Annotated in this window: 21 protein-coding genes and 6 pseudogenes; 23 read left to right on the top strand and 4 right to left on the bottom strand. The window is 66.9% G+C overall.

Annotation, left to right across the window (positions count from 1 at the left end; all coding sequences use genetic code 11):
* Window positions 1–117: 117 nt before the first annotated feature.
* The 11 genes and pseudogenes from H7J06_RS26245 to H7J06_RS26295 all read left to right on the top strand — a co-directional run bounded on the left by H7J06_RS26245 (window position 118) and on the right by H7J06_RS26295 (window position 8,471).
* Window positions 118–1,131: a hypothetical protein gene (locus H7J06_RS26245; protein WP_264042344.1), complete on the top strand. Its 1,014-nt coding sequence runs from the start codon at window positions 118–120 to the stop codon at window positions 1,129–1,131.
* Between the two features lie 342 nt (window positions 1,132–1,473).
* Window positions 1,474–1,749 (top strand): annotated as a pseudogene (locus tag H7J06_RS26250) (WhiB family transcriptional regulator); the annotation flags it as partial.
* An 89-nt stretch (window positions 1,750–1,838) separates the two neighbouring features.
* Window positions 1,839–2,573, top strand: coding sequence for a hypothetical protein (locus H7J06_RS26255; protein WP_046362151.1), 735 nt, complete (start codon window positions 1,839–1,841; stop codon window positions 2,571–2,573).
* Window positions 2,570–2,914: a hypothetical protein gene (locus H7J06_RS26260; protein WP_264042345.1), complete on the top strand. Its 345-nt coding sequence runs from the start codon at window positions 2,570–2,572 to the stop codon at window positions 2,912–2,914. Before H7J06_RS26255 ends, H7J06_RS26260 begins: the two co-directional genes overlap by 4 nt.
* Complete coding sequence (locus tag H7J06_RS26265) at window positions 2,911–3,159, top strand: hypothetical protein (protein WP_046362149.1); 249 nt, start codon at window positions 2,911–2,913, stop codon at window positions 3,157–3,159. The genes H7J06_RS26260 and H7J06_RS26265 overlap by 4 nt, the downstream gene beginning before the upstream one ends.
* 13 nt (window positions 3,160–3,172) lie before the next feature.
* Window positions 3,173–4,051 (top strand): DUF6551 family protein, encoded by an 879-nt coding sequence (locus tag H7J06_RS26270; protein WP_264042346.1) that lies wholly within the window; start codon window positions 3,173–3,175, stop codon window positions 4,049–4,051.
* A 111-nt stretch (window positions 4,052–4,162) separates the two neighbouring features.
* Window positions 4,163–4,435, top strand: coding sequence for a hypothetical protein (locus H7J06_RS26275; RefSeq protein WP_052765130.1), 273 nt, complete (start codon window positions 4,163–4,165; stop codon window positions 4,433–4,435).
* The gene (gene dnaB / locus H7J06_RS26280) at window positions 4,432–6,570 is read left to right on the top strand and encodes a replicative DNA helicase (RefSeq protein ID WP_264042347.1); all 2,139 of its coding nucleotides are present in this window, start codon (window positions 4,432–4,434) and stop codon (window positions 6,568–6,570) included. The genes H7J06_RS26275 and dnaB overlap by 4 nt, the downstream gene beginning before the upstream one ends.
* Before the next feature lie 66 nt (window positions 6,571–6,636).
* A pseudogene (locus tag H7J06_RS26285) lies at window positions 6,637–7,385 on the top strand (hypothetical protein).
* A 50-nt stretch (window positions 7,386–7,435) separates the two neighbouring features.
* Window positions 7,436–7,690 carry a hypothetical protein gene (locus tag H7J06_RS26290; protein ID WP_264042350.1) on the top strand — a complete coding sequence of 85 codons (255 nt, stop codon included), beginning with the start codon at window positions 7,436–7,438 and terminating at the stop codon, window positions 7,688–7,690.
* Between the two features lie 142 nt (window positions 7,691–7,832).
* Window positions 7,833–8,471, top strand: coding sequence for a hypothetical protein (locus H7J06_RS26295; RefSeq protein ID WP_046362145.1), 639 nt, complete (start codon window positions 7,833–7,835; stop codon window positions 8,469–8,471).
* A 1-nt stretch (window position 8,472) separates the two neighbouring features.
* Here H7J06_RS26295 and H7J06_RS26300 read toward each other — a convergent pair whose 3' ends face one another.
* The gene (locus H7J06_RS26300) at window positions 8,473–9,420 is read right to left on the bottom strand and encodes a hypothetical protein (RefSeq protein ID WP_046362144.1); all 948 of its coding nucleotides are present in this window, start codon (window positions 9,418–9,420) and stop codon (window positions 8,473–8,475) included.
* A 156-nt stretch (window positions 9,421–9,576) separates the two neighbouring features.
* Complete coding sequence (locus tag H7J06_RS26305; protein ID WP_264042351.1) at window positions 9,577–14,094, bottom strand: DUF8437 domain-containing protein; 4,518 nt, start codon at window positions 14,092–14,094, stop codon at window positions 9,577–9,579.
* A gap of 477 nt (window positions 14,095–14,571) precedes the next feature.
* On the opposite strand from H7J06_RS26305, the gene H7J06_RS26310 reads away from it, so the two are divergent.
* The 10 genes and pseudogenes from H7J06_RS26310 to H7J06_RS26355 all read left to right on the top strand — a co-directional run.
* A complete protein-coding gene (locus H7J06_RS26310) occupies window positions 14,572–14,862 on the top strand; it encodes a hypothetical protein (RefSeq protein WP_067391414.1) in 291 nt (96 codons plus the stop codon).
* Between the two features lie 17 nt (window positions 14,863–14,879).
* Complete coding sequence (locus tag H7J06_RS26315; protein ID WP_076056695.1) at window positions 14,880–16,691, top strand: hypothetical protein; 1,812 nt, start codon at window positions 14,880–14,882, stop codon at window positions 16,689–16,691.
* On the top strand, window positions 16,688–17,446 hold the full coding sequence (locus H7J06_RS26320; protein ID WP_076056693.1) for a hypothetical protein: 759 nt from the start codon (window positions 16,688–16,690) through the stop codon (window positions 17,444–17,446). Before H7J06_RS26315 ends, H7J06_RS26320 begins: the two co-directional genes overlap by 4 nt.
* A 114-nt stretch (window positions 17,447–17,560) precedes the next feature.
* Window positions 17,561–17,773 (top strand): hypothetical protein, encoded by a 213-nt coding sequence (locus tag H7J06_RS26325; protein WP_139334802.1) that lies wholly within the window; start codon window positions 17,561–17,563, stop codon window positions 17,771–17,773.
* A 128-nt stretch (window positions 17,774–17,901) separates the two neighbouring features.
* Window positions 17,902–18,279, top strand: a complete 378-nt coding sequence (locus H7J06_RS26330; protein WP_139334801.1) for a hypothetical protein — start codon at window positions 17,902–17,904, stop codon at window positions 18,277–18,279.
* A 118-nt stretch (window positions 18,280–18,397) separates the two neighbouring features.
* Window positions 18,398–19,033, top strand: coding sequence for a hypothetical protein (locus H7J06_RS26335; protein WP_076056687.1), 636 nt, complete (start codon window positions 18,398–18,400; stop codon window positions 19,031–19,033).
* 147 nt (window positions 19,034–19,180) lie between these two features.
* Window positions 19,181–19,441 carry a hypothetical protein gene (locus tag H7J06_RS26340; RefSeq protein ID WP_076056685.1) on the top strand — a complete coding sequence of 87 codons (261 nt, stop codon included), beginning with the start codon at window positions 19,181–19,183 and terminating at the stop codon, window positions 19,439–19,441.
* Between the two features lie 120 nt (window positions 19,442–19,561).
* Entirely contained in the window at window positions 19,562–19,918 is a 357-nt protein-coding gene (locus H7J06_RS26345) for a hypothetical protein (protein ID WP_264042353.1), read from the top strand.
* A complete protein-coding gene (locus tag H7J06_RS26350) occupies window positions 19,915–20,100 on the top strand; it encodes a hypothetical protein (protein WP_264042354.1) in 186 nt (61 codons plus the stop codon). The genes H7J06_RS26345 and H7J06_RS26350 overlap by 4 nt, the downstream gene beginning before the upstream one ends.
* Window positions 20,097–20,744 (top strand): annotated as a pseudogene (locus H7J06_RS26355) (IS3 family transposase); the annotation flags it as partial. The gene H7J06_RS26350 and the pseudogene H7J06_RS26355, both read left to right, overlap by 4 nt.
* A gap of 7 nt (window positions 20,745–20,751) precedes the next feature.
* Here the strand turns inward: H7J06_RS26355 and H7J06_RS26360 are convergent.
* A pseudogene (locus H7J06_RS26360) lies at window positions 20,752–21,279 on the bottom strand (IS30 family transposase); the annotation flags it as partial.
* Between the two features lie 233 nt (window positions 21,280–21,512).
* Here H7J06_RS26360 and H7J06_RS26365 point away from each other — a divergent pair.
* Entirely contained in the window at window positions 21,513–22,718 is a 1,206-nt protein-coding gene (locus H7J06_RS26365; protein WP_264042356.1) for an IS110 family RNA-guided transposase, read from the top strand.
* A gap of 14 nt (window positions 22,719–22,732) precedes the next feature.
* Here H7J06_RS26365 and H7J06_RS26370 read toward each other — a convergent pair.
* A pseudogene (locus H7J06_RS26370) lies at window positions 22,733–23,599 on the bottom strand (transposase); the annotation flags it as partial.
* Window positions 23,600–23,648: 49 nt separating this feature from the next.
* Between H7J06_RS26370 and H7J06_RS32485 the strand changes: the two are divergent.
* Window positions 23,649–23,939: pseudogene (locus H7J06_RS32485) on the top strand (integrase core domain-containing protein); the annotation flags it as partial.
* Between the last annotated feature and the right edge of the window lie 30 nt (window positions 23,940–23,969).

The following is a 23,969-nucleotide window of genomic DNA, read 5'->3' on the forward strand; positions in this document are numbered from 1 at the left end:
GCTTTACAGGGGTCTTTGGCAAGAGGTTTCCCGGTAGCGGTGCGGCAACGTGCCCCATGCCGGAGTTGCTTTCTCCGAGGGACTTTCACTCCCCGGAACGGGAGAGGGGCCTTGAACGTGGACAGCGAACACGACGCGCTGAGGGCCCACATTCGGATGCGGCTTGCGTTCTGGCAGGCGCAAGACCGCCGCAGCATCACCACCGGCCCCGGCTGGCTCTGGCGTGGCCGACACCTCGCCCCTTTGCGCCAAGCCGATCTCAGCGGTTCCACCGGTGCGCTGATCGCCCGGCGCGCGGCCGCCGGCATGGGGCCCGCCACGCTCTACGGCCAGGCCGGACCGCGCCAGCATCGGCTTCCTCGGTGGGTGACCCGGCGCAGCACCGCCACGTGGGCCGCCGCCTCAGTCCTCCTCGCCCTCGTGGCCTTCCTCTGTGCGGGCGCCGCTGACGACCGCGCCGGCATCGGAGCCCTCGCCGGCTGGGGCGCTGCGGGATGCGCCGTCGTGGCGTTGCTGCACGGGGTGCTGCTGTGGTGGGTTCGCCGTGACCCCCTCAACCTCAGCGCGGCCCAGGCCGCCGAGGTCAACGCCTCCCAACGGGCCCTGGACTGGAACCCGCTGGCGGGAGCAGGGGCCATTTCCGCCGGCGGCGCCTTCCTGCTCGAAGGGATCGCGATCGTCACCGAGTTAGATCAGAGTCGGGCCTGGAAACTCCCGGGGCTCGACGTCGTGCGAACTCGATTCGACGCCGACGAGGAGATCTTCCAGATCGCCCGCGCCGCCTTCAGTCTCGATGAGCACGAGGCCAACAGCGTCAAGCTCAAGCAACTGACGGAACCCAGCGGTTACGCCAACGCCATGCTGCGTTCTGAACGTCGGCACCTGACCGAGGCTCTCCTGGGCCGACTGCTGGTACTGCACCGATGTGTGGCCACGCTGGAGAGCTTGCAACTGCGCGCCCAGCAGGCCAACGCGGGCAGCGCTGAATCCGCCGGCAGTGAGTTCTTCACCGCCGCAGCCGAGAACGAGCTGGCCGCCGCTTCACTGGACGAGCTGAACACCGACCTGCTGGTGATCTCGGAGGTCTACGGCGAAGTCGGTGCCGCAGTCGGGTTTCCGTCCCGCTCGTAACCGCCCGAACCACTCATAACTGCCCGAGCCGCGACAGCGCCGCTGCCAGCGCAAATGACAGAGCCCCCTACCGGCGGCCTCACTGAGGCCGCCGATCGTCGTTGACGGCGAGCGCCGCGGGGACATGTCATCGCTGCAGGCCACGCCGCGTCCAGCCGACGACATCCCGAAGACAGTCCGAGGCCGTCCGTAAAAATCACCACCACAGACAATGTTTCCTGTAGCGGGAAGGGTGTTTGTCGTAGTCAGGAACTAATCTAGGCCCATAGATACGCAAATCGTAACTGGTTGGATTTGCGCAATCGGGACCGCGAAAGCGACTGACCTCGGGAGGTAGACGCCATGTCTGAAGCCGCCGTGATCGAGCTGATCACCATGCTGGAAGCCCAGCCGCAATCACCCACTGACGAGGACTGGTACGAGCGGGCCCTGTGCCCGCAGACCGACCCCGACGCGTTCTTCCCCGAGAAGGGCGGATCAACCAAGGAAGCCAAGAAGATCTGCCTCGGCTGCCCGGTCAAACAGCAGTGCCTGCAATGGGCACTCGACCACGACGAGCGCTTCGGAATCTGGGGCGGACTCTCTGAACGCGAGCGACGTCGCCTCAAGCGCGGTATCGACATCAGGCCCGCACAGGACGACGAACCGGAACGCGTCGCAGCGATCGCCGCCGCCAACGGCTACGACCAGGACGCGAGGTTGGCAGGATGACCCGGCCCGCGCAGCGCGCCGCCGGCCGCCAGCAGATCCCCGGACTCGGCAAGGATCAGCCGCCGGCAGAGGTCGTCGACGCCTACTGGACCGCGGTCGATCTCGCGGCCTACGGCTGGCACGCCAAGCGCCTCGAATTCGACGCACACACCGCCACCGCCTTCGTCACCGCCCACACCCCCACGCGACGTACGGTCACCGTGAGCTGGGATTTACGAGGCAATCGCGCAGCGCGCCAACAAGTTCCGGGAAACACCTCGGCGCGCCGGCTGCTCGAACTGGCGCGATCCGTGGCGAGCCTGGGCCAAAACGACGCCGAGACCGGCGACGAGTGGCTCACTCAACTGTGCTGGCTGGTGCAGTCCCAGGTGGGCTCTCCGCATCGCCATCACCGCAACTGGCGTCGCGGCGACGTGCTGCCCACCCTGCCGGCGGGCCAACAGCCCATGACGCGGGCGCGTACCGCCGCGTGGCTGCTCGCACGCCTGGTCGGCAAGTACGGCTGGGAGATCCAGCACCTCGGTGAGGACATCGCCGGTGGGGGATTCATCGCCAACATCCCCGGCGACGTGCAAGCGATCTTTCCGGCGTCTATGGAGTACGACGGCACCGCAGCGGCCGCCCTGGCGCGGATGCTGCCGCAGGTCCCGGCCCGCGAGTTGCGTGTGCTCGCGCGCCTGGACTACCGGGCGCTTTGGGCGGCAGGACAAGCGGGGAGCGGTCGACGATGACCACGCCCGCCGCTTTGGCTGTTCCCGCGTCCTGGGTGCCGGACTACCTGCACGGCTCGCTGCGGCACTGGGATCCACCCAGCGCGCCGCAGTGTCGCTGCCAGCGCTACGAGGGCACGTCGGTCATCCACTGCGTCGGGCGGCTGCAGCACCTGCTCGACGTCGCCTTCGGTCGGCCGCCGCGGTCCCGCTGCGGGGTGCGCCTCATCCAGGCGACGCCGACGGCACTACTCGAGGACGGCGCACCGCTGTGCCCGGCGTGCGCGGCCATCACCCATCCCCCCGCGGTCCAGGTCGAGATCTTCAACCACCGCGCCGACGAGCATCCGACGCCACGATGAGCAGCCACCGCCTGGATCCCGAGCTGGTGCGCAAGCATCTGCTGGCCGTCCTACCCGAAACCGGCGGAGACCTGACCACCGCTGAGATACGCCAACTGCTGGTGCGCTGGGCGCCGGGACTGGTCAACGAAACCGTCTACCGCAACCTCCTCGTCCTCGAACACCGCGGCGAGGTCCGTCGCCTGCGCCGGCCCGGCCGCCGCCACGTCGCCTGGGCCATTGCCACCCCTGACCCGCACCCGTGAAGAAGGCACCCCGATGACCGCACCGCACCCGGCCGCCCCCTACGTCCTGGCCGTCCCCGTCACCGACCTGTTCGTCGACCACACCTACCAGCGGCCGCTGGATCCCCAGCGCGTGCGCACCATGACCGAATCGTTCGACCCCAGGCTGCTCGGTGTCATCGAGGTGTCCGACCGAGGCCCCGAACACCACCCCCGCTACGCGGTCATCGAAGGCCAACACCGCTGGGCCACAGTGACATCCCGCGATCCACGCGCCTCCATCGCCGCCCGAGTCCACAGCGGCCTGTCCGTCGCCGAAGAGGCCGAACTGTTCCTCGGCATCGACATCCACCGCCGGCGGCTGAGCACCTGGAACCGGTGGAAAGCCCGCCGCGCCCAGCACGATCCTGACGTCGCCGCAATCGAGGCCACCGTGGCCCGGGTGGGCCTGCGCGTCGACGACGCACCCAAGGACGGACACATCAGGTGCACCGCCATGCTGGAGAAGGTCGCTCGCAGCCGCGGCGGACACGCCCTGCTGCGCGACAGCCTCAGACTGCTACACGACACCTGGGGCCCCCAGCAGAGCGCCTACGACGCCCCGATGGTCGGCGGAATGGCCGTGCTGCTCGACGCTTTCGGAGACGACGAACAGTTCGAGCGCGACATCCTCGTTGACGCGCTGATCGACCTCGCCCCCGAGCGGATCGGCGCCTTGGCGCGCGCCAAGAAGTCCAACGGCAAGCACGGTGGCGGAGCGCTGCCCAAGTTCGTTGCCCTCACCTTGCATGAGCGCTACAACCTGCACCGGCCCGCCGGCGCCCGTCTGATCATGCCGTCGAGCTTCCGCGGTGTCCTCCAACCTGCCGCGGCCACTGCGCGGCCGGCGGCCGCCGCCGCAGCAGCTGCATAACCAGCGGGACCTGTCGTCGTACCAGCTCACAGTGTTGCGTGGAGCGGCGGCGACGGAAACGGCCCGGTCGGCCGGTACTCACCGGATGACGGCACAGGAAGGAGACACGCGATGGGCAAGACCGCCAGCGCTGCGCACCCGGACAGCCCCCAGTGCGTGCTCCCCAGCTGCGGCAACCACGTCGAGCGCTGGGGTCAGCCCTGCCAGGACTGCCGCACCGCGTTCGGCCCGCGCCTGCGTCCCACCTACGTGCCCGCCATGACCCGCGAGCAGATCGCCGAACGCGATCGCGACGTCGAGCGTGTCCTGGCCCTGCGCCGGCAGGTGCGCGCAGACCACCCCGCGACGGACGACCCGCCACGACCGCGAAGGAGGAGCGCATGACCGCCCTCGATCACCGACCCGCTCAGGTCAGCGAACGCTCCGCCGACAGCGACTACGGCAGGCTGCCCCCACACGACGAGAGCGCCGAGCAATCCGTGCTGGGTGCCATGCTGCTCAGCAAGGACGCAATCGCCGATGTGCTCGAAGTTCTGCAGCCCGGCGACTTCTATAAACCCCGCCACCAGAGCATCTTTGACGTCATCCTCGATCTCTATGGCCGCGGGGAACCGGCCGACGCAGTAACCGTCGCCGCCGAACTCGATCGACGCGGCAGCCTGCGCCGCGTCGGGGGAGCGCCCTACATTCACACCCTGCTGTCGGTGGTCCCCACCGCGGCCAACGCCAGCTACTACGGGCGCATCGTGGCCGAGAAGGCGACGCTGCGCCGCCTCGTCGAAGCCGGCACCCGCGTTGTTCAGTACGGCTATGCCGGCGCCGAGGGGGCCGAGGTCGCCGAGGTCGTCGATCGCGCCCAGGCCGAGATCTATGACGTCAACAACCGCGACCGCCGCGAGGACTATGTGGCGTTGGCCGACCTGCTGCAACCGACGATGGATGAACTCGACGAGCTGAGCAGCAACGGAGGCCTCGCCCGTGGTGTGCCCACCGGGTTCTTCGAACTCGACGAGCTGACCAACGGGCTGCATCCCGGTCAAATGATCACCGTCGCGGCGCGGCCCGGTGTTGGAAAGGCGCTGGCGCTCAACACGTCTCTGCCGACTCCGACCGGCTGGACCACGATGGGAGAGGTCAAGGTCGGAGACCAGCTGCTCGGCGCCGACGGCCATCCCACCCGGGTGGTCGCCGCAACCGAGGTGCTCTACAACCGGCCCTGCTACGACGTCGAGTTCTCCGACGGCACCGTCATCACGGCCGATGAACAGCACCAGTGGACCACCCGGCGCGGGACCCTGATCACCGCGCAACTGTGCGTCGGCGATGCGCTGCCCACCGCCGCGCCTGTCGAGCTGCCTGAGATCGCCACCCAGGCCGACGACCCGTACACCGTCGGCTGCTGGCTGGCCGGAGACCGAAGCGTCGCACTCAACGGCTACGACACGGTGGTGTCCCGATACCTGCGGGGGTCGCTACGCCAACGCCGCGCCATGCTGCGCGGGCTGCTGCAGGCCAGCCACGTCACCGGCGGGCCCGGTGACAGCTTCACCATCGAGGCGGCCTGGCGTCTGCCCGAGAACCGCACCCTGGCCGTGGACCTGCTCAACACCCTGGGCTACGTCGTGGCCCCGGAGTGGCCCGGCGCACCGATCCACGTCGTGGCCGGCGACCGCACCGTCACCGCCGTCCGCGCCCGCGCCAGTGTGGCCGTACGGTGTGTGCAGGTCGACAACGCCGACCACCTCTATCTGGCCGGCAACGGCATGGTGCCGACCCACAACTCCACGCTGGCACTGGATTTCATGCGGTCCTGCTCGATCGAGCACCGGATGGCCAGCGTCATCTTCTCGCTGGAGATGAGCAAGTCCGAGATCGTGATGCGGCTGCTGTCCGCCGAAGCCAAGATCAAACTCGCCAGCATGCGATCCGGGAAAATGAGCGACGACGACTGGACGCGGCTGGCCAAGAAGATGAGCGACATCAGCGAGGCTCCCCTCTACATCGACGACTCACCCAACCTGACAATGATGGAGATCCGAGCCAAGGCCCGCCGCCTGGCGCAAAAGGCCGATCTGAAACTGATCGTCGTCGACTACATGCAGCTGATGACCTCCGGCAAGAAGGTGGAGAGCCGTCAGCAGGAGGTCTCGGAATTCTCCCGCACACTCAAACTGTTGGCCAAGGAACTCGACGTTCCAGTCGTCGCCATCAGCCAGCTCAACCGCGGACCGGAACAGCGAACAGACAAGCGGCCCATGATTTCTGACCTTCGCGAGTCGGGCAGCATCGAACAGGATAGCGACGTCGTAATGCTGCTGCACCGCCCAGACGCCTTCGAACGTGACCACCCACAGGCCGGGGAAGCAGAGATCATCATCGGCAAACACCGAGCAGGGCCGTGTCGATCCATCACTGTTGCCAGCCAGTTGCACATGTCCAAGTTTGCGAACATGGCCAGAGATATTGGTATAAACCACAATTACAATTCTGAACCGCCTACACGAGCGGCGAACTGGTGACCACAAAAGATCACAGCCACGTTCTGAGTGTATCCTACAGCAAACCGGAGGGGAGGAGAAGGCGTCATGAGCGTCTATGACACCGCCTGCCTGATCACCGGTGTGAGCCTGGCCAACATCGACGCAACCGCGATACTGCTGCGCCGCACCGCCGACGGCCACTACCATCCCCTCTCGCTCGGCACCTACGGCTTCTACGACGGGTACGGATGCCTCGACGCGATCACCACAAACCACCACGCCGAAGCACTAACAGCATTCGCGTCCAACGCATTTCGAGCCGGTCGTTTCACGCCCACGACTACACCCACACCGGTGATCCCCATTGGTTCGACCCCAACATCGCCATCGAATCACTGCTCTATCTCTGCGAGCGGACCACCACCTGCTCGGACCTCTACGGCGGCACCTACCCGCCCTGCACCATGCTCGACGGCGACCCAGTAGTCCTGACGATGATCGCCCAACCCGTCTGGGACGCCATCACCGCATCCCGCCGGCCCGGCCGCCGAAACCTCGCCGCCATGGCCTTCGGCGCCGGCCTGCCCACCGCCACCGAGATCTACGGGCCCGACCTGAACGGGCCCCTCCAGGAGCAGCTACGCCAACTCGCGGTGATCTCCCACTTCATCGCCACCCATCCGCCGCTGCGGTGGGCCCCGCCAGGAGAACCCCGACAGCGCTACCCACGCGGCGCCGGCCGCCAGTTCAGCGCCGAGGAACGACGACAATTCCTCGACGATGCACGCCGCGACTACCGCGCGGACGACACCATCCAGAACGCCCTCGACGTGTACATCAAGGCCGTGGATTAGCAAGCGGCACAACCGTGTCACGAGTTACGTGCCTGCAGGAGGAAGACACCGTGGCTAAGAAGCTCACCATCAAGCTGCCCGACCCGGGACTGCCGGCGGATCACCACCGCGACGACCAGGTGGTGTTCTACCACGGTCAACACGGCGAGTTCCTCATCAACGGAAAGGTGGCAGACCAGGCGCTGCTCTCGCCCATTACCGACGAGAATGGCAACACCTACACCGTGAAGGCCCTACGGGAGATGGCGGCCGCGGCACTGGCGGTAGCTGATGTTGCAGAGTCCATGGGGCACCCCGTCGCGTAGGTGTCCGGCCGCTCCAAAGTGCGGATCGTCGAGTCGTGGGGCAGCGCATGCCGAGGTCGGTGCGCCACGTTCCGCTATGCTGGCGTTGTCGCACAGTGTCGTCTCATCGGGAGAGGGCAGCGACTGTCTCCTAGGAGGACAGATGTTAAGTCGTCTTGCGCGTGAATGCGCCGCCGAGATCTCATCCCACGACTGGTCGGATGCGCCCTACCGATTCGACCGCGCCGGTCACCAACGGCACTGGGACTCCCGAGCCACCGACGCGCAGCTCGACCAGCGCGGCACCGAGAACGTGCTTCTGAATGTGATGGCGGTGACCGCCCAGGTGCTGCGGAATCTGGATCCCAACTTCGATGTGCACGAATTCGCCGAGGCGTGCGGTGTTCCACCGTCGCGCCGGCTGAACAGCAACGGGAAACCCAGCGGCGTCATCACCAGCGGCCTGCGATGGAACCATGAGCAGCCAGGAGTGCCGCTGCCGCCAGGTGCGCCGCTGCAATGTGTCGTAATGCAGTGCACGGCACCAAATCTGATCGTCTTCAAGCGACTTCTCAAGGAAGTCGGGGCCATGAACCCCGGGCTGCCACAGACGCAGATCGAGGAAACCGAGGTCGACCCCGCCGGCGGCGCGCTGCGCACCGTCACCGTCTACGTCCGTGACTGGGACTCCGATAGAGCCGCGTCCAAGGCGACGGACATGGTGCGTCGCGCCAGTGAATCTCTGCAGGGCGGAGGGCCTGTGACGCTCATCAGCGCCACCGAAGTGGGTTGCGGGAGCTGAGTTATCGACGCCACACGTGAACGCGGTCGGTCTTCAGTGGAGCATCGTCGGGTCCCTTTACGTACGGGGCGATCCACTTCGGCCGTCGGTCTGCGTGGTTGGGCCCGCAGGCCTGCTGGCGCCAGTGGCCACCTACCCACCACCGGTGCCGGTATTTGCGGTCAGCCGATGATCCGTCGTGTTCGCGCGGCGGGCTCATCGGGCGGCGCAACTCGATGATGCTCACCCGGTCCGGGTTCCGCGGCGCCGCGGCGGGCTCTTCTGAGCGGCTCCGCGGGGTGTCGTCGAAGACCCGGGTGGCAGTGACGGTGGGCTGGCCCATCAGCAGCCAGGCCGCGCCGATGACACTGACCAACGGAGAGGCGTCAGCGGCGCCCGCGACCTCCGCGGTACGCGGGATCAACGGCTGCACCATCAGGGTCGGGTTGGTGGCCCACAGTGGCGAGGACACCTCGTAGGGGGCGATCAGCGCGGGATTCTTGGCCAGCCGTGAGAGTGGCTGTAGTTGAAGTACACCGTCGGGGCGAAACCACCACCACAGCCCGTCCCAGGGAACCTCGGTGGGGTCCGTTGAGCTCAACGCGTTCCATGGAACGCTGCCGGCCGGCTTGGCCCAGCACAGCACTCCTGCCGGAGCGGGAGCGGCGATCGCCGGCGTCCACTCGGGAAGGGAGCCGGCGGCGTCGAGCGCGACGTCCACCATGTCGCGAGAAACCCAGAACAGCGACGCAGATTTGATCGCGTCGGCCTCCGCGCTCATCTGGCTCAGCGACTCGGCCAGCTTGGCCTGCAGCCGCTGCAGCCGCCGGGCGCCCTCGCCGGAGGCGTCGGAAGGCTCCGCCAGCGCTGCGGACTGGCGTTCGACGAGGGTGTCCAGGGCGTTGCACCACTGCCGGCGCATATCGGGCACGCAGTTCGGCGCCCACGGAAGACTCCTGCGTTTCACCATGGCGTGACTCCTTGCGCCCACACCGGCTGCCTCACAGCAGCGAGCGTAACCGGCGTAGAGGCGCGCGCGCTCAGGCCTGGGGACGTGACATCGGCGCAGGTCCACAGCGGGTGGCGAGGGTGTGGGGCTGCGCGGTCGCAGCCCCACACCCCAGGGTCAGGCGGCCTGCTCGCCGCGCGGGCCGGTCTCGGCGTCGAGGATCTCGGCCTTGATGGTGGCGCTGACCTCGGCCAGCTCGACCTCCGCGGCGACCAGTTCGGCCGGGGCAGACAGGTCGGTGCCGGCGGCCGCCGCGCGGGACTGCGCGGCACGATCGCGTGCATCCTGCGCCCGGGCCGCGGTGGTGGCAGCCTCGTCGACCGCGCCATCGAGCCACCCGGTGATCACCTGGTGAGACCACGCGGCGACGGCCTCGGCGCCGCGGCGGCGCACCTTGGCGGGCAGCATCAGCGTCCACAGCGACCGGTAGCCGAAGCTCGCCTGCAGGTGTTGGTCCCCGTGCTCGGAGACGATCTCCACCAGCAGGGGGCCGCTGGACCAGCGGGCGCGGTGACCGTTGCCGCTTACCGCGGCCTCGGCGCAACGCGACAGGTCCAGGGTGGCCAGCTGCGGGCGGTACTCGACCAGCTCGGCGAGACGTTCGGCACGCGACTGCAGAGTATCCGCGCGGCGCTCGGACTCGGTGGCGGCGTGCAGTGCGGCGTTGACGTTCTGCCGTGCGGTCAAGTGCGTCAGGCGCAGCTTGCGGACGGTGACCTGCAGCTCGTGCTGGCGCAGCAGCAGCGAGTTGCCGGCGGCCGCGGCCTTCAGCTCCCCGAAGCTCAAGGTGCCGTCCCCGCCCAGGTCCTCGATCTCGCGCACCTCGCTATCTGCGCGATAGAGCTGTTCGAAGCCGCGGCTCTTACGCTCGGCGAGCTGGAACATGTAGGCGTCGAAAGAGCCCTGCACCGCGTAGCAGTAGATGTCGATGTCGTCGTGCAGGTTGCCGGTGCGCACACCGCGGCCGTTGCGCTGATCCCAGTCCCGAGCGGTCCACGTCGGGTCCACGTGGTGCAGGGCGACCATGCGGTTCTGAATGTTGGTGCCCACACCCACTTTCGGCGTCGATCCGAACAGCACTGAGACACGGCCGTCGCGGCACGCGGCGAACAGCGCTTCGCGCGCTTTCGAGCTGGTCGCCTCATGGATGAACCGGATCCGATCAGCCGGGATACCTCGGGCAATCAGACCGTCGCGGATCCTGCCGTAGCTCTGCGCATCGCCGGGATGTGGTGTGCCCAGATCGCACAAGACCAGCTGAAACGCGCCCGGCTCAGATGAATTCGGGTACACCGCATCTCGGGTTCGGTGATAGATCGCCGCGACGTTCTCCGCGACGGCCTCCAGTTTCGGGGCCACCTCGGCGAACCCGACCAGGTTGGGATCCAGCGCCACCTTGCGGCCGTCCCCGCAGATCGCCAGCATGTTGTCCGCATCCGGTTGGACTCGCCGAGCCCGCAGATCGTCGGCACGCTTGACCAGTGTGGTCATGAACGCGCGAGTGTTGTCCGTGGGCTGGACGACGATGGTGTGCTGGTGCGGTGTCGGCAGTGTCAGGTCGGTCATCGAGCTGCGCACCATCGACATGAACGCCCCGATCATGGTCCTGAGTTCGGGCACGTTCTGGATCACGACCGGGCGGCGGCGGCTGCGGAAGCCCGAGCCGTCCGGGCTGACCTCCACGAGGGTTTCGTAGCGGACGAACTGAGCCGCCCAGGCGTCGAAGTGGCCCAGTCCCGAGTCTGTCAGGCGGTCAGGGTCGCAGAACCGTTGCCAGACAAACGCTTCGGCGAGCGTGTTGGTGTAGGGGGTGCCGGTGAACAGGCTCGCGTGCGGGCGAGAGGGATTGGCGCGGCGCAGCATCGACAGCTTCAGCAGCAGGTCGGTGGCGCGTTTGGAGGCGCCCATGCTGAACCCTTCCGCGCGCGTGGTGATCGGGAGCCGCCGAAACCGATCGGCCTCGTCGACGGCCAGGTAGTCGATCCCGAGCATGTCGAAGGTGATCGCGTCGTCGTCAGTGGCGACATCGCGCAGTCGCTCGATGCGGCCCTCCAGCGAGCGCACGGCCGCGGCGATGCGCTTACCGTTGTTGCCCTGGCTGCGCTTGTAGTCCTCCAGCTCGGCAAGCTGGTCGTCGAGCCATTCACGTTCCACCTCGGCAGGGACCGGCATGGAAGCGAACGTCTCGTGGGTCATGATCACCATGTCCCAGTCACCGGTGGCGCAACGAGCGGCGAACAACCGCCGGCCGTATCGGGTCAGGTCCTCGCGAGTGACCACCAAAATCTTGCCCGCCGGGGCCGTCTGCAGGGCCTCTCTCTGGGCTTGCTCAATGAGGTGGTTGGGCACGATATAGAGCGGACGGTTGGCAATCCCGAACTGCCGCAACGTCATGCACAACGCGATCGCAGTACGGGTCTTGCCCAAACCCACGGAATGGGCAGCGAACGCGGCAGGGATGGACAGGGCGCGATCGACGAAATCGCGCTGCCAGGACCACAACTGCAAATCGTCGGCCAGGGCAGGGAAGGTCAGGTACGAGCCGTCATCGCGGCGCAGTACATGGGAGTTCATCGCCTGGTTGTAGCGATCGAGAAGGCGCTGCTCGCGTTGCGGCGACTCCCACACCCACAGTGAGAAACGCTGCTCGATGGCCGTCAATGCCGCCTGAGCGGCCTCGGTCTCGTCGGCGTTGCGCACCCGACGGGTCGTGCGGGCCGCAGGGTCGTACACCTCGTCATAGACAGTGGGGGAGCTGCTGTTCAAGCCTGCCTGCAACAGGTCGAACGCAGACTTGCGGGTCGTGGTGTAGGTGATCTTGGCATCGGGGGAGATGTTGTGGGCGTTGCCCTCGACCTCCCAGGCCGCTAGAGGAGCGATGTGGTGGACCCTGACCCAGGATGCGCCGAACACCTCACGGCAGAAGTCCTCGATGTCACCGGCGGCCACCCACGGGGAGCCCAGCTCGATGCGCACCTCATCGCGGCCCAGCCAGCGCGGCTGAACCTGTTGCAGCGCCGACACATTGCGTTCGTAGGACGCGTCGGTTGCTGCGGCCGCCAGAGCGTCCTGCAACTTGGTCCGGACGTCGCCGCACAGGTAGTCGCGGGCGGTGTGCACCCGGCCGGTGGCCGGATCGCGGTAGGCCAGGTCGCCGAGGGCGGCGAACGCGGCCTCGGCTGTCGGCAGTCCCAGGAGTTCGGCAATCCGGGCCAGGTCCAAGCCGCGGCCCTCACCGAGGGAGACGGCCATGGCCTCCCCGGCACTGTCGGCCCGGGTCACCGGAACAGGTCGCCGGTTGACTCGCCGCTGCAGGATGGCCGCCGGCGCGGCGTCCCCGGTCTCCTGATCGAAGCGCTCCAGCGCGAACACCAAAGCGGAGTCCGGGTCGCCCCGGAACCCCGACATGGGCGGCACGCGCCAGCTCAGCTTGGGCAGGCCGGTGTCGGGGTCGGTCTTGCCCTCGACCAGTGTGCCGCGGTTGAGCGCGCCGAAGCGCTCGACGTAGGACAGGTAGGACTCACGGCAGAGGGCGCGCAGCGGGTCCAGCGCCGCGCCAGGGGTGTCCCAGTTGGCCTCTGCGGTCACTAGGTCGACCGTGGCGTCGCGCAGCGCGACCAGCGCGTGCAGTTCCTTGCTCGGCCGCGTGACGGGCTGCAGCTGGCCGTCCACGACGCGGGCCATCGTGCCGTCGACGAGATGAAACGAGCCCTCCTTGCGTCCGTCGGCGTCGGTGAGCGTGACGTCGGTGAAGTGGTGGCCGGCCGCAGCGCTGGTCGGGTAGGGCAGCAGCAGGCGGCGCGCTGCGGCGAATGCGGCGGCGACTGCTGTGTGCGGGTTGTCGGCGTCGACGGTGACCGGGTTCTGATGAAACCCGGTCAGTCGCATCGTGCCGGCGACGAGTTCGGGATGATCTGACCAGAACCCGCTCACTCGAGCGGAGTCCGTGCGGCCGTGCCCGTCGGGGCTGCTCAGGTAAAGGTGGGGCGTTCGGGTGTCCCAACCCTGCCGCGGCTCGTCGGCGCCGCGGACCCGCAGTACCAGGACGTCGGCGACCACATCGGTGCCCTCGTTGGCGAAATAGCCGGCGGGCAGGCGGATAGCCGCCAGCAGATCAGCGTGCGAGCGCACCGAGTAGGACAGACCGCTGGCCGCATCCAAGGTGTGCCGCGAGGTCACCATGACCACGTAGCCGCCCGGGCGCACCGCCCGCACGGCGCGCACCAGGAAGTACTCGTGCAAGGGGCCGTAGAACGCGATCGCCGAATCGGAGACATTGGCAGCCGAGAACGGAACATTGCCCACCGCGGCGTCAAAGCGGTTGCCGGACAGAGACACCTGCTGTAGCCGCTGGTCGATAATCGTTGCCTCAGGGTGTAACACGGATGCGATGCGCGCGGCGACCGGATCCACCTCGACGCCGGTGTAGGTGATGGGCAGCGCAGTAGGGGCGTGGCTCAGGAAGCGGCCGTTGCCGCACCCGAGGTCCAGGACGTCGCCGCCGCGGAAGCCCGCGTGCTGCAGCAGCGCGTAGATGTGGCCGATCAGCGCCGGCGGGGTGTAGAACGACGTATCCACGACGCGCGCGGCAGCTTTCATCGCCGCCGGATCCGCATCGTCGAGTTCGTCGGCCAACGCCGCCCACGAGTTGGCGGGCTGGGGGTCGAACAGCGGGGCTGCTGCGCCCCAGCCGGGGAACTGCTCCAGCTGGGCGCGTTGTTCAGCGGCGGGGGTGGCGCCGTGGCGCAGAGTCTTCAAGACGTGCACGGCGTGGACTGCGGCGCGGGCGGCGGAGAGAGTGGGAGCCATCGGGGCACCTTTCGGTTCGGTGACCAGCCCCTCAAGGCCGGCCGTTTCTCAGCGCCAGAACGTGTTCCGGCGTTCGTTGGGCACTGTAGCGGCGGGCTCTGACAACTCGGGTCGGCCCGCGCTTGGTGCCGCGCGACACCAAACATATCACTCAGGTATCCCGACCGTAATACCTGAGGGGTGATAGGCTGCGAGGCAAATGCAGACGCACCGCCGAACAACCCAGGGGGGACCGCAGATGAGCGCCACGCCACAGGAGCCGAGTGGCCATCTGGGATGTGTGGCGGTGGCAGCGTGAGCGCCATGGACTACGACGGTGGTTTCGCCGAGGGGCGTCGCGAGGAGCGCCGCCGCTACATAGAGCGCCGCGCGGCCCGCACCGCGGTTCCGGGTCGCGCGAAGAACGTCAAGAAGCCGTGGAGCGTCGACGAAGCCAAGACCGCTCTCAACCTGAACCTGACCGTGCCGGAAGCGGCCTTGAAGGTCGGCCGTACCGCCAGCGCAGTGGAATCGCTGCGACTGCGATGGCGCCAGGGCCGCCTGCCGGACGTCTTGGCCATGCACATCCCTCCGCCGCGCAAAGACCAGCGCTGAACAGAACGGGGAACCCCATGATCTACCGACTGACCGTTGGCGGCCGCACGTACCGCATCGACGCCGACGACGAGACCAGCGACATTCTGCAGTGGTACATCGAGACCAAGGGCACGCCCGAGGACCTCGCAGGCCTGTCCCGCCAGCAGGTGGTGGCCCGGCTGGGCCGCAGCGCCCTTCCGACCGACTTCCCTGCCTCCGACATGACGATCGGAGACAAGAGCCGCGAAAACGGTTTCTGGAGAGGATGGTTCGAATCCACTGTCCGCGACTATGAAGAGCGAGTCCTCGACACCGCCGTCGAGGCCGAGAGTGCCGGCGAGGATCAGGCCGCCACCAGCGACGACGGCACGTCCCCCTGGACACCCAAGACCCGGCAGTGGACCGACACCCCGATCGTCGCCGACGGCCGCGTCGCCATCGTCACCAGCAGAGGCATCGTCAAGCCCTCCGGCGTGGTCGTGGCCGGCCCCATGCCCGGCGCGGATGCGCTGCACAAGTTCCTCGTGTGGAACTGGGGCCCCAGCCCGAAAGAACAGCCGCAGGTGTGGTTCACCTACGAGGCGCTCGTGTCGCTCGGGGTCCCCATGGACAACCTGCCCGACGATCTCGCCGGCATGGTCGCCACCACATTCAACTGCGAGGTCACCTACAGCCAATCTGGTTGGTTCGGATGCCGTTTCGAGGACCACGACGGCACGAAACGCAAAGCGCAGATCGTCCTCATGCCGCTGCTGTACCTCGACCCTGCCCCACAGCAACCCGGAGACATGGGAGTGGCAGGCAAGGAGAACACACCCACCGAACTGCCCGAAGACGAAACCGAGGCAGTCAGAATCCTCGCCGACAGGATCGCCTGGCTCGCCGGCGTGGGCGACGCCGGCCTCGTGCCTGCAGCGCGGTGGGCCAACGTCGGGGCGCAGCTGCTAGAGCGCAAGCGGGCTTCCGGACGCACGAAACCCATCGAAGCCTGCCCGCTGCCCACCGACGTGGCCGTCGAGGCCGGCGCCGACCTGGAACCCACGCTCCCGGTGAAGTGGGACCACCGCCCGCACCGCGCCCGAGAAAACGCCGTAGATGTCCAGGTAGACCAGCGCGCGGCCTACCTCGCCTCCGCAGGCCAAGTCGAACTCGGCTACGGAAAGCCCAAAGAGCTGCACCAGATCAAGGTCGACGTCTTCCACGAACAACGCCCCCCATTCGGTCTGTGGCGGCTACACCTTCCCCCGGCCGAGCAGATGGACGGTCTGACCACGAAACTGCCGCTGCCGCATCCGGGCATGCACTGGAAAGAGCCCACCACCATCTGGGTCACCACCCGCAGCATCCAGCACCTCACGGCCCCCGTGGACGCTGGCGGCGCGGGGCTGGCCGTCGAAGAACTCGACATCGACACCGCCTGGGTCTGGCCGGAGCAGTCCCGGCTACTCCGCGGATGGGCCGATGCCCTCCGCGGCAAGCTCCAGGAGGCCCGCGACGCCGAACGGCTGGACTACCAGCAGATGATCAAAGCCATCTACACCACCTACCTGGGCCGCATGGGCAGCGGCAAATGGCCCCCCTTTCAGAGTCAGCACCAGCAACCCGCCTGGTACGCCGCAATCCGCGCGGACACCCGCTTCCGCGCCATGCGCTACGCCGCCGGCATCGCGGCCCAACACGGGCTCTACCCGATCGCCGCCGAACTCGATGCATGGATCTACCGACTACCGCCAAGCGCCGATCCGCAGATCCTCGACGAAAACTCCACTGCCAACGGTAAATACCGCATCAAATGGACCAGCGCCGACAAGCCATCAGACGCGGAGGACCAAGGCGGGAACCAGTGAAGAAAGGCCGCTTCGCCAGCTCGTCGCCGACGCCGCCATCCACGCCGCCGTCCTCTGCGGCCAGCCCGACCACACCGCCGCCGAGCGGCGGCTCAGGGCCCCAGCCGTCGACCGGTAAGGGGTTCGGCGCCGCACTGCGAGCGCTCGTTGAACGCAAGTTTCGCGAGCTGAGCAAAACCCAGCGCTGGCAGGGCGTCTCAGAAGCCAAGCGCCGGGCTGAAGCGCGCCGCCGCGGCACCGACGAGATGAGCAAGCGCCTGCAACGCGAGACCGGAAAGCGGCCAGCGTCGAGCACAGTGACCCGCAACGCGTCGAAGGGCAAGACCCCGAAGGGGGCAGACCAACAGCGCCTCGACCGCCAAGCCGCCATCGACCGCGCCGGCGGCCTCAAGCAGTTCGCGTCCAAGGCCAAGATCAGCTCCCACCAGGCCCGCCGTTGGCGGGACTCGGGCGGTCCCATCCACACCTCGGAAACCATCGTCGTCGATTTCGACGTCACCGGGGATCTGCAGCACGGCCAGCACAGCCTGGATGAGCCAGAAACCCTCGACGTCGGTAAACACCTGACAGGCAATGTGACGCTAGATGGTGTCGACGCCGACGACTTCATCGAGGCCTACGCCGCAGGCGACATCGAGGCACAGAAGGAAATTCTCGGCGTACAGATCGCTCAGACGATCCTGATCGGCTGGGACGGCAACATCACTCGCACCTACACGGTACGGACGATCATTAGCTTGAACATCCGCGACTGACGAGCAGAGCGCAATGATCCTGTCGGTGCTCCCGACTAGAGTCAACGCCATCACCAGTTCCACCATCCGGCCAGACATGCGTGTCAGGTCGCCAACCGAAAGAGGATGTCGCTCATGGCCACAACACACACCGAACCCACCCGGACCACCGTCACCGGCAATGCCCGCGCCTTGGCGTCGACGCCGATCCAACCGGAGCCGTACGGCGCGATCTGGGTCGACTTCGGCGACGGCGGATCGGCACGCTGGGCGGGGCTGAGCATGGAGACCATCGACCAGGTGTGCGCACACCTGGATGCCGTCAAGAAGCCCGACACCCTGACCTGAGGACGCCCGACCGCACAGTGTCGACGCCCAGTACAGTGAGCCACGAAGAATCCGCCGCCAAGGCGCGCCACAACAGCAACCGGCCGGGTATGCGTACCCAGTCCCACGACCCCGATGGGAACCACCACATGCAGCTCACAGAGGACGAGATCGCGATCCGCGTCGGCCTACCCGGGCCCGTCATCGCCGAACTCCTCCAGCCCGCCAACAGCACCGCCTCCACACGCTGCTTCGCCGACAGCGACGTTCTGCGCGCCCAGGTCGCCGCGCTCATGCTGGCCTACGGAGTGCGCTGGCAATGGGTCCAGACCGCCATGCGCGAGTCACCGACCCACCCCGACGCCCTGCACGCCGCGCTGGACTACTGGACCCGCGTCGCGCCCACCCCCATGAGTCCACGGCACTGGCCGTTCGCCGCCACCGCGCTGGCGACCGCACTGATGGTCCTGGCCCTGCTGACCGGCATCATCCTCGGCCTGCACCTGAGCCCGCAAGGATTGCTATGACCATCAACAGACACCCCGCCCGCACGCGGGGACATGCCATCGACGCAGCTAGCCGCCACCCCCGAAGCGCAACCCGGCCTTGCCGGGACGACCCACCCATACCGAAGGAGCCTCAATCATGACCGACAGCCGCGTGTACACGCCGGCCCAGCCCTGGTACCCACCGGCGACGCCCGTGGAGTTCCCAGAGGGCCGCCTCACCCCAGCCTGGGTGGGCAAGGTCGCCAAATCCAAACACGGCGACATCGTGATCCGCTCCCACCTCGTGCCTCGGCACCCCCAGGACAAGCGCTACATGGGCGCCTTCCGAACCTTCTGGCGCGCACTGGCATTCGCTGACCGCAAAGGTGTCTACGCAATGCTGGAACGGTGGCTGGCCGACGCCGATGCCGAACTGGCCGGAACCGGACTCACCGACGAAGAAACCGGTTTCCTGCGCCGCTTCCGCGGGGACGTCGACGGCGCACTCAACCGGCTCCGGCGCGCCGACGACGAACCCATGGCGTGGGCCGGCGCGGAGTTCTCCAAGTACGCCCCCGAGGAACGCGTCATGCTCGAAGCACTCATAGGGGCCATCACCCTGCACCGCGCCGGAGACCTGTCCGACGACGAGCTGTACAGCATCCTGGGCAGCCTCGACGTCGACCCCGCCGACCGCGACACCGGCATCACGAAGGCGGCCCTGGCCAAGATCCGCACCGCGGCGCAGACCGGCGAAGCCCTCGAACTGGAGTCCACCTACCGCCGTTCCTGACGGCTCCCCACCCTCATCGCGGCCGGCTGCACCCACCGGACGTGTCAGTGGTCGTTGATAGCGTTGTCGTGTAACGCCGGATGCAACCGTCCGACAACACAAACGGCCAACCCCGCGGGGTCGGTCACCAACGAAAGGGCCACCTCAATGTCTGACACGAGCACCCACTACGACACCGACGACTGCCTGGACGGCCCCGAACGGTGCAGCGGGGACGTATTCCCTCGGCCGGCGCTGTCGGGAAGCGGCGAGCACTACACCCGTTGCGACCACCACTGGGAGGTCTACTACGAGCGCACCGCACCGAAGATGGACGCGATCCGCGCTCGTTACCCCGAGATGGCGCCGCCGGACTTCGACCCCCTCGCGGCAGGTGAGAGGTGGTCGGAGGACGACCCGTGGCCGTGACGCCGGGGCACCTTGTCAGTGCCCACCGGTAGAATCAGATGTAACGCGAATCGCGCCGCGCGATAACCCAATCGGCTCCACCTGAGGGTGGAGCCACCGAACCCCGAAGGGGCGATGACAATGAACGACACCATGGGATCTGCACGCTTCGTCGGCCCGGCCGCCGGGGTCGTCCACGACGGCCAGCAGGTCGTCGAATGGTTCGGTGACGCCGGGCTGTACGTCCTCGACCCGCCGCTGCGCGGCTACCGCACCGTCGTCGCGTCCACGCTGGAGCGTGCGCCGCGCATCGCCACCTCCGGCGGTGCCGAATACGGTGTCGAGACGTTCCTATGGGGCGTCACCGGAGAGGACCTCCAGCGCGGGTTCGACGCCGACGAACTGCCCGGCAGCGGTTGGGGCAACACCCTGTGGCTGTGCGGATCGTGCGTGAGACGGGTAAGCCGATCGCTCAGGTCGCGCGGGATCTGGGGATGAACGAGGGCACGCTCGGCAACTGGGTGAACCAGGACCGCGAGTCCCGGGAGGGCCGCGGCGAGTTGACGCGCGACAACGTGGAGGAGCTCAAACGCTTACGCAGCGAGAACGCTGAACTCCGAATGGAGCGCGATGTCCTCAAGCGATCAGTGGTCCTGTGGGTGAAGGAGGCGACGAAGTGAGTGTGGCACGTTTCATCGCCGACCAGAGGACCAAATACCGTGTGCCGCATACGATTACATGCGTGTTGTTGGGTGTCAGTGTGTCGTGGTTCTACAAGTGGATCATCCGTGCTGGGGCCACCGATGGGTTGCATACCGACACTGATCGGCGCCGCGCGCAGCTCGACGCGGCGGTCGCTGTGGCGTTTCAGGTGGCCAGGGGACTGCATGGTTCGCCGCGGTTGATCGCTGACCTGCGTGATCTGGGGTGGGAGGTGTCGGAGAAGACGGTGGCCGACTCGATGCGCCGTCAGGGTTTGGTGGCGCGCCGCATCAAGCGCCGTAATGGGTTGACCAGGCAGGACAAGACGGCACCGAAGTTTCCTGACCTGGTCAAACGGGACTTCACTGCGTCCGCGCCGAACTGCAAATGGGTCGGTGACATGACCGAGATCCCCACCGGATCTGGACAAAAATTGTATCTGGCGACGGTGATCGACCTCTACAGTCGCCGGCTGTTGGGGGCGGCTATGGGCCTGCACCCCGATGCCGAGCTGGCGTGTGCGGCGATCAAGATGGCGGTGGCCGCGCGCGGTGNCCGCCAAACGATCTGGCGAGATGAGGAGTCCGAGCGGGTCATATTCCATACCGACCGCGGTAGTACTGGCGGATTCAACTGGTCGTCGCAACACCGTGCCGTGATCCTGAGTGTAGTTGGTCTGCAAGCACTTCCGCGGGTGTTCTCCACCCGAGTATCTTGCGGGGGCGGTTGTTGAGTGCATCGGCCACCGCCTGCACCTCTCTGCGATCGTAGCGAGCAAGGTCGGTTCCTTTCGGAAAGTATTGCCGCAGCAGCCCATTGGTGTTCTCATTCGTCCCGCGTTGCCACGGACTGTAGGGATCGCAGAAGTACACCTTGATTCCCATCGCCGCGGTCAACTCGGCATGACGAGCCAACTCCTTACCCCGGTCCCACGTCACCGACCTGCGCAGATGCTCCGGCAACGGTGTCAACGCCACCGCGAGCGCGTCGCGAACCGACTCCGATCCATACCCCGATAGCGCCGGCCCGTTCTTGATTACCGGAGCTGCGCCATAACCATCTTTGCGCGGCAGATGGAGCAGTGTGGTGAACCTGCTGGTCCGCTCCACCAGGGTGCCGACCGCGGAGCGGTTGAGGCCAATGATGAGATCTCCCTCCTTAAGTTGTTGGAAGGGTGTTTCGGAGCCGTCGTAAGGTCCTGATCACCCTCGGGTGGCGGGTATGGCTCAGGTCTCCCTGCCGCTGGGACGGCTCACTGGGAATGGCCGCCCGCTGCCCGCCGATGGCTCGACCGCTGATTGAGAATTGCGACGTCGATCGCTGGTTAAGGACGTGTCGGCACGGTCATCGTCAGGGCAGTTTGGCACAACGACGAGAGGAGGACACCAACATGCCAACGATTTGGGCCGGCATCGACGCCGGGAAGCGGTCACACCACTGCGTGGTGCTCGACGAGCACGGCAATGTGCTGCTGTCGACGAAGGTGGACAACGATGAAACGGCGCTGCTGGAGCTGATCGGCACCGTTGCCGGTATCGCGGCCGGCGCTGCGGTGTGCTGGGCGACGGACTTGAACGCTGGTGGGGCGGCAATGCTCATCGCGTTGCTCACCGCCCATGGTCAGCACCTGCTCTATCTTCCAGGACGCATCGTGCACCATGCAGCGGCGACCTATCGTGGCGATGGAAAGACCGATGCCAAGGACGCGCGGATCATTGCCGATCAGGCTCGGATGCGCACCGATCTGCAGCCGGTCCGGCGGTCTGATCCGATCGCCACCGATCTTCGGTTGCTTACTGCACGCCGCACTGATGTTGTCTGTGATCGGGTGCGGGCGATCAACCGTCTCCGAGCGACGATGCTTGAGTACTTCCCGGCGCTCGAGCGAGCCTTCGACTACTCGAAAAGCAAAGCAGCACTTACGCTTCTATCTGGGTATCAGACCCCGGAGGCGTTGCGCCGGATCGGTGCCACCAGACTGGCGGCATGGCTCAAAGCACGCGGCGCCCGTAACAGCACCACAGTCGCCCAAATGGCCGTCGATGCCGCCCAGGCTCAACGGAGCACACTGCCCACCCAGACGATCGGAGCGAAGCTGGTGGCTAGGCTCGCCGCCGAGATCACCGCGATCGACGAGGAACTCAAACAGATCGACACCGACATCGCCGGCCGCTTCGAACACCATCGGAGCGCCGAAATCCTCACCAGCATGCCCGGATTCGGGCCCGTGCTGGCCGCCACGTTCCTCGCACAGATCAGCGGCAGCCTCGATGGCTTCGACTCGGTCGACCGGCTGGCCTGCGTCGCCGGCTTGGCCCCGGTCCCACGCGACTCCGGGCGCATCAGCGGCAACCTGCACCGGCCCCGCCGCTTCAACCGCCGACTGCTGCGAACCTGCTACCTGGCTGCGCTGTCCAGCCTGAAGAACAGTCCGGCCTCCCGAGCGTTCTACGATCGCAAACGCGCTGAAGGAAAATCGCACAAACAAGCACTCATCGCCCTGGCCCGACGCCGCATCAACGTCATCTGGGCCATGCTCCGCGACCACACCCACTACCGCGAACCCGACACCGCCAACCCCGCACTGGCGGCTTGACAACAGCATTGAGATTCCCAATGCCCGGCTGTGGCCCGGTCCTCGACCTCATCGGGGCGGGCGCCGATCGTCACGTCGTCGGTGATGAATCCGGTGCGCAGTTTCTTCGCCCGAGCCCGTGGCTTGCGCAGTGCCCGCCCGGTCCGCAGGCACGCCACCAGCGCCCGTTCCAACGCCCCGCGTCCTTCGATGTAGAGGGATTGGTAGATCGCTTCGTGGGAGATCCGCATCGACTCGTCGTCGGGGTAGTCGATGGGCAATCGGCTGGCGATCTGCTGCGGGCTCCACGCCGTTGCCCACCGGCGATCGGCTCGCCGCGGCTTGTTACGGCCCTTCCACGAAGCGAACGGGCCCACCACCTCACCATTGTCGTCTCGCAAAACCCCGGACAGCTTGTCCTGCACATACGCGCGAAGCTGTTCATGCTCAACGAGTTTCGCCGTCTTGGGTCGTCGCGCGGCGAGGTCGGCCTTCCACTGGGCCGTCGACGCCCGGTACTCGAGATTGCTACCCCGCGTGGCGGCGTTGCGGCGGAGTTCCCGCGATATGGTCGACGGCGATCTCTTCAACTTGATCGCGATCTGCCGCATGCTGATTCCCTTCGCGCGCATGACGGCGATGTCCTCTCGTTCAGTGAAGGACAGGTATCTCCCCGACGCTGGGGCCAGCTCGATCGGCGGCATCCCGCCAGCGTTGCGGAACCACCGCGTCCCCACCGGACCCGACACGCCGCACGCGACCGCCGCGTCCTCGCTGGTAAGCCCGGCCGCGATCTGCACCCAGAATGCCCGTTCGAGATCCCGACGTATCGGAGGCCGACCCGGGGAACGCATCACCGCCCGCCCTGTCAACGCTGCCGCCCAGCCTGGTGGTCGTCCCATCGAAAGCACCTCCATCATCGAGGTGTTGCGTCGACCGGTTGAACCTGGTACTTATACCGCACACGCGTTCACGAAGTTGTGCTGGGAGTTGGGGATTCGGCAGTCGATGGGCCGGGTCGGATCGTGTTTCGATAATGCTGCCGCGGAGGCGTTCTTCTCTTCGTTGGAATGGGAAGTGCTGTCGCGCAACCGTTTCCGTGATACTATCCATGCGCAGGCTGTGGTTATCGACTGGTGTTACACCTTCTACAATCACCAACGCCGACACAGTGCCGCCGATGGGTTATCGCCCGTCAACTACGAGATCAGGGAATCCAAGTCCAAGCCGGAAGCGGCATAGGAAACCCTCCACGATTTCGGGGGAACCACA

Source organism: Mycolicibacterium hodleri (genome assembly GCF_025822245.1).
Lineage (GTDB): Bacteria > Actinomycetota > Actinomycetes > Mycobacteriales > Mycobacteriaceae > Mycobacterium > Mycobacterium hodleri.

Bases quoted from the DNA above. Each gene is read 5' to 3' on its own strand.
- H7J06_RS26255 (WP_046362151.1), top strand. From the start codon at position 1,839: ATGACCCGGCCCGCGCAGCGCGCCGCCGGCCGCCAGCAGATCCCCGGA.
- H7J06_RS26260 (WP_264042345.1), top strand. From the start codon at position 2,570: ATGACCACGCCCGCCGCTTTGGCTGTTCCCGCGTCCTGGGTGCCGGAC.
- H7J06_RS26265 (WP_046362149.1), top strand. From the start codon at position 2,911: ATGAGCAGCCACCGCCTGGATCCCGAGCTGGTGCGCAAGCATCTGCTG.
- H7J06_RS26270 (WP_264042346.1), top strand. From the start codon at position 3,173: ATGACCGCACCGCACCCGGCCGCCCCCTACGTCCTGGCCGTCCCCGTC.
- H7J06_RS26275 (WP_052765130.1), top strand. From the start codon at position 4,163: ATGGGCAAGACCGCCAGCGCTGCGCACCCGGACAGCCCCCAGTGCGTG.
- dnaB (WP_264042347.1), top strand. From the start codon at position 4,432: ATGACCGCCCTCGATCACCGACCCGCTCAGGTCAGCGAACGCTCCGCC.
- H7J06_RS26295 (WP_046362145.1), top strand. From the start codon at position 7,833: ATGTTAAGTCGTCTTGCGCGTGAATGCGCCGCCGAGATCTCATCCCAC.
- H7J06_RS26300 (WP_046362144.1), bottom strand. From the start codon at position 9,420: ATGGTGAAACGCAGGAGTCTTCCGTGGGCGCCGAACTGCGTGCCCGAT.
- H7J06_RS26310 (WP_067391414.1), top strand. From the start codon at position 14,572: ATGGACTACGACGGTGGTTTCGCCGAGGGGCGTCGCGAGGAGCGCCGC.
- H7J06_RS26315 (WP_076056695.1), top strand. From the start codon at position 14,880: ATGATCTACCGACTGACCGTTGGCGGCCGCACGTACCGCATCGACGCC.
- H7J06_RS26325 (WP_139334802.1), top strand. From the start codon at position 17,561: ATGGCCACAACACACACCGAACCCACCCGGACCACCGTCACCGGCAAT.
- H7J06_RS26330 (WP_139334801.1), top strand. From the start codon at position 17,902: ATGCAGCTCACAGAGGACGAGATCGCGATCCGCGTCGGCCTACCCGGG.
- H7J06_RS26335 (WP_076056687.1), top strand. From the start codon at position 18,398: ATGACCGACAGCCGCGTGTACACGCCGGCCCAGCCCTGGTACCCACCG.
- H7J06_RS26340 (WP_076056685.1), top strand. From the start codon at position 19,181: ATGTCTGACACGAGCACCCACTACGACACCGACGACTGCCTGGACGGC.
- H7J06_RS26345 (WP_264042353.1), top strand. From the start codon at position 19,562: ATGAACGACACCATGGGATCTGCACGCTTCGTCGGCCCGGCCGCCGGG.
- H7J06_RS26350 (WP_264042354.1), top strand. From the start codon at position 19,915: ATGAACGAGGGCACGCTCGGCAACTGGGTGAACCAGGACCGCGAGTCC.
- H7J06_RS26365 (WP_264042356.1), top strand. From the start codon at position 21,513: ATGCCAACGATTTGGGCCGGCATCGACGCCGGGAAGCGGTCACACCAC.